The sequence below is a fragment of the uncultured Chloroflexus sp. genome, assembly GCF_937129525.1.
Classification (GTDB): Bacteria; Chloroflexota; Chloroflexia; order Chloroflexales; family Chloroflexaceae; genus Chloroflexus.
This window is the reverse complement of sequence record NZ_CAKZNK010000019.1, coordinates 43,482-51,718: the sequence shown is the minus strand read 5'-3', so window position 1 is coordinate 51,718 and position 8,237 is coordinate 43,482. Positions and strand designations below refer to the sequence as shown.

Genomic DNA, 8,237 nt, shown 5'->3' with positions numbered 1-8,237 from the left:
GCTGCCGGTTTGACCAATGTTGAGGTGCGCAAGGGACTGATCGAAGAGCTGCCGGTCGCTGACGCAAGCATCGACTGGATCATCTCAAACTGCGTTATCAACCTTTCGCCGGAAAAACCAAAGGTCTTCGCCGAAATAGCCCGGGTGCTTAAACCCGGTGGCCGAATGTTGATTGCAGACATTGTCGCCGAGGATCTACCCGCCGAGATCGCCAGCCATCGCCGACTCTATTCGTCGTGTCTGGCCGGAGCAGTGTCAGCGCAGGCCTATCTGGAAGGCTTACAGCAGGTTGGGCTGGTTGATGTGGAAATCACAGACCACATCATCTACGACGCGGCACAAATTGCGACGCTGATCGGTTCCAAATCCCTGGAAGGAGAGAGCGGTGAGGGCAACGGTTCGGATGATGACTTTGCCCGGCAGTGGGCAACACAACTGCAAGGGAAGGTTGCCAGCGTGAAAATCGCCGCGCGCAAGCCATGACAGTCGCCAACCATCGCGCGGCTCATATCCGAACGCGCGCATCGCACTGCTAACAGTAACCGATGGTGGCATTGGTAAAGCCATTGACACCATCGGTCGCCAAGGCAATCAACGTGTGAGAAGCGGATCGGATTCGCAGATGACACTCTCACGTTATTGACCACTTCCAAGATTGCGCATGTTTGTGTCTATGTAACACGCCATAATCCTAGAGCGAGCCGCAACAATTATGATGATATGATGAAATTCATCCTGAAATTCCTCCAGCGGCAGCCAACGTGCCCAAATTGCGACCAGAAACTACCAACCAAACCAATTCGCAAACAGGCATGCCCTCATTGTGGCAAATTCATTTTCGCGCGCAATGGAGCGCTGGTTACGCATGATGAGGCTATGATTATTGACTGGTTAGCCCGCCTTGAAATCTTTGGTATTGCGCGAAAAGATTTTGATATATACATGAGTGAGCTTAGTAAGCAGTTCGGTAGTCAAGCCAGCGTTACTGATACTTTGTGGCGGATTCTGAATCAGCTTGTCCGTCGTTCTGCGCGCGATGCTCACATGCTCGAGCAAGTTTATCGAGAAATGGCCGGACTGGCATCGAGTGAAGGAAGAGATCCGACCGCCTTTCTTATTGAGGCCGAACGCATCAGAGGGCGTCGCCTGAATATTTCCGCTACCTCGCCAGAGCGAATAGCTCTGGGCGACGACGAGCTCAAATATGTGCGACAACTCCGCAAGAATGGGAATCTTGAGAAGGCAGAGGAGCTGCTGCTGAAAGCTTACCCATCGCCGGCTGTATTAGACGAGCTGCGCAAGATAGCCAGCGCCAGAGCCAAAATTGCCAGGAAAAACAAAGACTGGCAGGCCGTTGTGCAACATCTGGAAGGATATACTGACTATGCCACGCAATGGTGGGATTATTGCCTGCAGACAGTGAACCAGGAACCGCCACTACATACAGAAAGTGATCTTAAATTGCTTCGGGAAGCCAGAGCAAGACTTGCCGGTAGCGTCGATACCTGATCATCGAGATGACCAGCCTGCGCGCGCTGCCAGTGCAGTGCATACACGTCATGTCAGGCAGCTTCAGGTTGCTTCCACCAGCACAAAGACCAGATCATTCACATTCGTGCCGGTTGGGCCGGGCAACAGTAAGTCATCAAGCGATGCAAACAACGTATACGAATCGTTGCGCTGAAGATAGTCGCGCGGCTCGTACCCCAATGCGTGCGCGCGCGCTACCGTATCGCCGGTGGCAACCGCGCCGGCAGCATCAGTAGGGCCGTCGCCGCCATCGGTCGCCAGCGCCGCCACCAATACCCCATTCAGGCCATCGAGCGCCAGCGCCGCGCTGAGCGCCAGTTCCTGATTTCGTCCACCCCGTCCTGTTCCGCGGAGCGTCACCGTCGTTTCTCCGCCAGCGATCAGACATGCTGGCGGCGCCAACGGCTGCCCTGTCGTCGCCATCTCGCGCGCGATCCCGGCCAGCACGCGCCCAACCTCACGGGCCTCGCCTTCCAGATAGGTGGTCAACAGCAGGGCATTGAAACCGGCAGCGCGCGCCGCGGCCAGCGCCGCCTGCGCCGCCTGCGCATTACTGCCGATCAACACATTCTGCACGGCAGCCAGTGCCTGATCGCCCGGCTTAGGAGTCTCTGGCCGCTCACCCCTCGCTCCCGCCTCAAGATACGCCACAATTGCCGGTGGACATTGGGCGCGCAAACCATACTGATCGAGCGTGGCTATCGCATCGGCAAAGGTCGTTGGATCGGCCACCGTCGGGCCAGAGGCGATAACATCAAGCGGACTGCCAACCACGTCCGAAAGGATCAGGGTAACGAGCGTGGCCGGCGCTGCCAGGCGAGCCAGACCACCACCCTTAAGCTGATCGAGATGCTTGCGCAATGTATTGATCGCTCCGATCGGCGCACCGCAGGCGAGCAGCGCCGTTGTCAGGGCCTGAATATCGGCCAGCGTCACTCCGGGTACCGGCAGATTGAGCAGCGCCGAACCACCACCAGAGATCAGGCCGATCACCAGATCGCGCGCGCCAGCCTGTGCCAGAAGCGTCGCGATGCGTTGACCTGCCACTACGCTACGCTCATCGGGAGTGGGATGGGCAGCGCGCAACAGCGAGACACCGGCCACATCCGGCAACGGCGCGCCGTCATCCTTCACGACCACCACGCCACCACTCAACCGGTCAACCAGCGCGGCTACGGCTGCGGCAGTCATCGCCGCGCCAGCCTTGCCGGCCCCTACCAGCCAGGCCCGCTCGAATGCGCGCAGATCGTAGCGGCGATCACCGACAATCAGCCAGTCGCCCTCGCGGCGTAACGCTGCCGCCGTAGCCTGCGCCGGATCAGCCGCTGCCAGCGCCGCCGCCATCACGCCAGCCAACGCCCGACCGCCAGCGGAACGGCGCAGCGACGCGGTCAACAACCGCTCAGACATTGAAGAGGAAGTGGCAGATGTCACCATCTTGCACAATATACTGCTTCCCTTCCATGCGCACCAGGCCGGCCTTTTTGGCCTCGTGCATACTACCGGCGGCAATCAGATCGTTGTACGCCACAATTTCGGCCCGAATAAACCCGCGCTGAATATCAGAATGAATAGTGCCTGCCGCTTCAACCGCCGGCGTCCCTCGCGGGATCGGCCAGGCCCGCACTTCGTCATGACCGGCTGTTAAGAAGCTGATCAAACCCAGGAGTTCATAACTCAGCGCGATCACCCGTTCGCGCGCCGGCGACGCGATGCCAAGATCGTCCATAAACACTCTAGCCTCGGCATCATCAAGCTGGGCCAGCTCGGCTTCGATCTTGCCGCACAACGACACCACTGCGCTCTGTGGGTGAGGATAATCAATCTGGGGCGGATTCGCCAGCGCCTCTTCACCAATATTCAAGGCAATCAGCAACGGCTTGGCGGTCAGAAACTGATAGCCGCGGATCATGCGCGCCTCATCATCGGTCAGGCCGAGCGCGCGGATCGGCGTTTCGGCCTCTAGCGCTTCTCGCAATCGCTGCAACAGATCACGCTCGGCGCTGCGCAGCTCCTTCTCTTTGGTCGGCAATTTCGGAATTTCGGCATTGAGCCGGTTTAGCCGGCGCTCGATAATCCCCAGATCGGAAAACGCCAGTTCGAGATCCACGGCGGCAATATCGCGCCGTGGATCGACCGAACCGTTTGGGTGTGGCACTGCCGGATCATCAAAGGCGCGCACCACGTGCAAGAGCGCATCAGCCGAAGCAATATAGTTGAGCAACACAGGTGGCAAACCGCCGCCGGCCCGACCGCTCCCGCTCAGGCCGCCAATATCAACATATTGCACGTCGGCGCAGGTCACCTTGCGCGGCTTAAACATCTGCGCCAGCACTTCAAGACGCGGATCGGGAACCTTTACCGTCGCGATGTTCGGTTCCAGTTGCCCGGATGAATAGGCCGCCGTTTCGGCGTGACCGCGCGTCAATGCATTAAAGACGGTTGTTTTTCCACTGTTTGGCAAGCCAATGATAGCTATCTTCATGCCTGTTTCCCTCGGCACTGTTCATCGTTGTCTTTCACTATAACACATCATCGCCGTAACCCCATCACGAGTGCAGGCAGGTTCGCTATAATTGCACTATTTGTCACATAATTGTCGAATGTTTGCACAAAAAATTGTGGTACTATATATAGAGACTAACCAACAAGGCCAGACAACTCCGGAGGAAAAAAGACGCATTGTCAGTTCAGATAATGCACAATATGCAAAAACCTTCCACTTAAACCACGTTGTAGAAATCGCGTTTTCGGCTTCATACTGAGACAAACAGGTATAATCGCGCCCAGGTATTTGACGCAAAAGCAAAACGGTTCTATAATACCGTCTAGACTGACACCGTGCAGATCGATTCCTGAACAGGGTAATGCAGCATGGCACAGATTTTTCCCCGCAACGCCAACCTTCTTGCCCGTCTGAGCATCTTCGCGCTCGTCTTGCTCGTCGTCGAAGGAATCCTCATTCTTGGCGTCTATTTCCGCTCCAACTACTTCCGGCAGGTGAATATAGCTATTGAGCAGCCGGTTGCATTCAGTCATCAACTGCACGTCAACATCGTCGGTATCGATTGCCGCTACTGTCATACCTCGGTTGACCAGTCCTACTTTGCCAACATCCCGGCAACCGAAACCTGTATGACCTGCCACTCGCAGATCAAGACCTACAGCCCCCTGCTAGAGAAGGTTCGCGAGAGTTACGCGACGGGTAAGCCGATTGAGTGGGTCAAAGTGTATGACTTGCCCAATTTTGTCTACTTCAACCACTCGATTCACGTCAACAAAGGCATCGGATGTTCGACCTGCCACGGGCAGGTGAACAATATGCCGGTGGTCTGGCAACAGCAGGCACTCTACATGGGCTGGTGTCTCAACTGTCACCGTAACCCCGAACTGTATGTGCGACCTCGCGAAGAGGTATACAACATGGATTACGTGCCACCGCCTAATCAGTTGGAGATCGGGCGCCAGCTCGTGGTGGAATACGGCATCATGCCGCCAGACCAGTTGACCAACTGCTATGTGTGCCATCGTTAGAAATCGCCCTGTGTGTTGCCTTGTCAGACAACACGCCTGATGTGCCCGCTGGATTTCGTTAGTAACGGTAGTGGTAAACAACCATGACACAGCAGCAACATGACCTCGAAGCCATTCGCGCTCAGTTGCGCGACGCGCGCGGACCGCAGTTCTGGCGTTCGCTTGATCAATTGGCCGACTCGCCGGCGTTCCGTGAACTGGTGGAGCGCGAATTTCCGCGCGGCGCGAGCGAACTGGGCGATGGGATAAGCCGGCGCACATTCCTCAAGCTGATGGGAGCGTCGCTGGCACTGGCGGGTGTGACTGCCTGTACCTATCAGCCGCGCCAGTACATCGCGCCGTTTGATCGCCAGCCTGAAGGCCGCGTGCCCGGCGTGCCGCAGTTTTTCGCCTCTACCCTGACGCTTGGCGGCTATGGCGCTGGCGTGCTGGTGCGATCAAACGAAGGGCGACCAACCAAGGTCGAGGGTAACCCGCGCCATCCGGCCAGCCTTGGCGCTACCGACCTGTTTGCCCAGGCCGAAGTACTGACGATGTACGACCCTGATCGCTCAACGACCGTGTTGCGTCAGAGAGTAGCCAGCACATGGGCCGATTTTACTGCAACGTTGACCAATGCTTTGACTGCTGCTCAGGCCAATCAGGGCGCCGGCGTCCGTCTGCTGACTACAACCGTTACCTCGCCGTCGCTGGCAGCGCAAATCGAGCAGTTTTTGCAAGCCTACCCGCAAGCGCGCTGGTATCAGTACGAGCCGGTGAATCGCGATAATGTCGTCGAAGGCGCGCGCCTTGCGTTCGGTCGCGACGTGACCACACGCTATGATCTGTCAGCAGCGCTGGTCATTGTCAGCCTTGATGCCGATTTCCTCGCTCCTGGCCCCGGCTTTGCCGCCTATGCGCGCGCGTTTGCCGAAGGTCGCAAGGTGCGCAAGGGAAGCAGCGAGATGAACCGGCTCTACGTCGTCGAGGCCAGTCCTTCGACTACCGGCACGGCTGCCGACCACCGGCTGGCGCTGCGAGCCGATGCAATCGCTGCCTTTACCGGCGCGCTAGCCCACGAATTGGGCATTGGTGGCGCGCCAGCATCACTCGGCGGCAAAGCGGAAGAGTTCTTGAAGGCGATTGTCAAAGACCTCGAAGAGCACCGCGGCCGTTGCGTTGTAGTTGCCGGCGATCAGCAGCCGCCCATCGTGCATGCGCTGGCCCATCTGATCAATGCTGAACTGGATAACGTCGGCAAGACGGTCTTTTACCACGAGCCGGTGGAAGCGCGCCCAACCAATCAGACCAACGATCTGGTAGCGCTGGTGAGCGAGATCGCTGCCGGTCGAGTTGAAACGCTGATTATGATCGGCGGCAACCCGGTCTATAACGCGCCCGGCGATTTACGCTTCGCCGACCGGATGGCAACCGTTCCGCTCACGATCCACCTGAGCCAGTTTGTCGATGAGACTTCTGTTCGGGCTACCTGGCATATTCCGCAGGCCCATCCGCTCGAGAGTTGGGGTGACGCGCGCGCGTTCGACGGCACCGCCAGCATCGTTCAGCCCTTGATCGAGCCACTCTACGGCGGCAAGACGGCTAACGAGCTACTGGCAGCAATGCTCGGCCAGCCCGACGCCGATAGCTACGATTTAGTGCGCGGCTATTGGGAAGAGCGAATCGGAAAAACCGGTTGGGAGATTGCGCTCGCAACCGGCGTGATTGCCGATACGACTGCGCCAGTCATCCGCCCGACACTGAACGAAGCGGCAATTCGGGCGGCAGCCATCCCTCAGCCCGGTGAGGGTGTTGAAATCGTTTTCCGGCCAGATCCATCAGTTTTCGATGGGTTCTATGCAAATAATGGTTGGCTGCAAGAGCTGCCGAGACCGCTCACCAAGCTGGTGTGGGACAACGCAGCCCTGATGAGTCCGCGCACAGCGATCAAGTTGCTGGGCCTTCCCTTTAGCGCCGACCGACTGATTGGCAGCGAAGAAGATGACCGTGAGCGCCAGCGCTACCTCGAACAGCTCTCAAAGGTTAATGGTACTATTGCCCGGATCGAGTATCGAGGCGGTGTGGTTGAAATGCCGGTCTGGTTGCTGCCCGGTCACGCCGAAGACTCGATCACTCTCAATCTGGGATACGGTCGTACCAATGCCGGACGGGTAGGTAACGGCGTTGGGATCGATGTGTATCCGATCCGCACCAGCGATAGCCCCTGGTTTGGCGCAGGAGCCAGAGTAACCAACACCGGGCGCACCTACCTGCTGGTCAGCACGCAAGACCACTGGACGATTGAGGGGCGCGATATTTATCGGGTCGGCGAGTTTAAGAAGTTTAAGGAAGACCCGAAATATATCGCCAAAGAGGTGTACAAAGAGGAATACGGTCGTGAATCGCCCGGGTACATCTCGTTGCAACCGGGAGATGATTACACCGGTCGCAATGCCTGGGGCATGACGATCAATCTGAATGCCTGTATCGGCTGCAATGCCTGTGTCGTTGCCTGTCAGGCCGAAAATAACATCGCGGTGGTCGGCAAAGACCAGGTTTCGCGTGGTCGCGAGATGCACTGGATCCGGATCGACCGCTACTTCGCTGGCGAAGACCTTGACAATCCTGCCATCTACATGATGCCTGTCAACTGTATGCAGTGCGAGAAAGCGCCCTGCGAGGTTGTGTGCCCGGTTGCGGCCACTGTACACGACTACGAAGGCCTCAACAACATGGTGTATAATCGCTGTGTCGGCACGAAGTATTGCTCGAACAACTGCCCCTACAAGGTGCGGCGGTTTAACTTCCTGCAATACAGCGATACGACAACCGAGACCTTCAAGCTCGCGTTCAACCCAGATGTGACGGTGCGCATCCGAGGTGTGATGGAGAAGTGCACCTACTGCGTGCAGCGAATCAGCGGCGCGCGCATTGCGGCCAAACGGGCAGCAGTGCAGGCTGGCCAGGCATCATATGTCATTAGCGATGGCGCCATACAGACAGCCTGTGAGCAGGCATGTCCGACCGGCGCAATTGTCTTTGGTGACATCAATGATCCTAACAGCCGCGTCGCCAAATGGAAAGCAGAAGGTCACAACTACGGCCTGCTCGGCTTCCTGAACACCGTACCACGCACCACATATCTGGCCCGGGTCCGCAATCCGTCTGAGGATCTAGAAAAGGTGGAAGGCTAG

6 protein-coding genes are annotated in these 8,237 nt (G+C 57.7%); 4 read left to right on the top strand and 2 right to left on the bottom strand.

The features are described 5' to 3' along the window. Positions 1-483, top strand: a 483-nt coding sequence (locus Q0650_RS01415; protein ID WP_298815098.1) for a methyltransferase domain-containing protein, incomplete at its 5' end; no start/stop codon positions are given. A 393-nt stretch (positions 484-876) separates the two neighbouring features. After that, positions 877-1,509, top strand: a complete 633-nt coding sequence (locus tag Q0650_RS01410) for a hypothetical protein (protein ID WP_298815096.1) — start codon at positions 877-879, stop codon at positions 1,507-1,509. Positions 1,510-1,572: 63 nt separating this feature from the next. Here the strand turns inward: Q0650_RS01410 and Q0650_RS01405 are convergent, their stop codons facing one another. Together Q0650_RS01405 and ychF are read right to left on the bottom strand one after the other, a co-directional pair. Then, complete coding sequence (locus Q0650_RS01405) at positions 1,573-2,967, bottom strand: glycerate kinase (RefSeq protein WP_298815094.1); 1,395 nt, start codon at positions 2,965-2,967, stop codon at positions 1,573-1,575. After that, positions 2,933-4,015: a redox-regulated ATPase YchF gene (ychF, locus tag Q0650_RS01400; RefSeq protein ID WP_298815092.1), complete on the bottom strand. Its 1,083-nt coding sequence runs from the start codon at positions 4,013-4,015 to the stop codon at positions 2,933-2,935. Before ychF ends, Q0650_RS01405 begins: the two co-directional genes overlap by 35 nt. A 389-nt stretch (positions 4,016-4,404) precedes the next feature. Between ychF and Q0650_RS01395 the strand changes: the two genes are divergently transcribed. Together Q0650_RS01395 and Q0650_RS01390 are read left to right on the top strand one after the other, a co-directional pair. Further along, on the top strand, positions 4,405-5,064 hold the full coding sequence (locus Q0650_RS01395; RefSeq protein WP_298815089.1) for a cytochrome c3 family protein: 660 nt from the start codon (positions 4,405-4,407) through the stop codon (positions 5,062-5,064). Positions 5,065-5,147: 83 nt separating this feature from the next. Next, positions 5,148-8,237 (top strand): TAT-variant-translocated molybdopterin oxidoreductase, encoded by a 3,090-nt coding sequence (locus tag Q0650_RS01390; RefSeq protein ID WP_298815086.1) that lies wholly within the window; start codon positions 5,148-5,150, stop codon positions 8,235-8,237.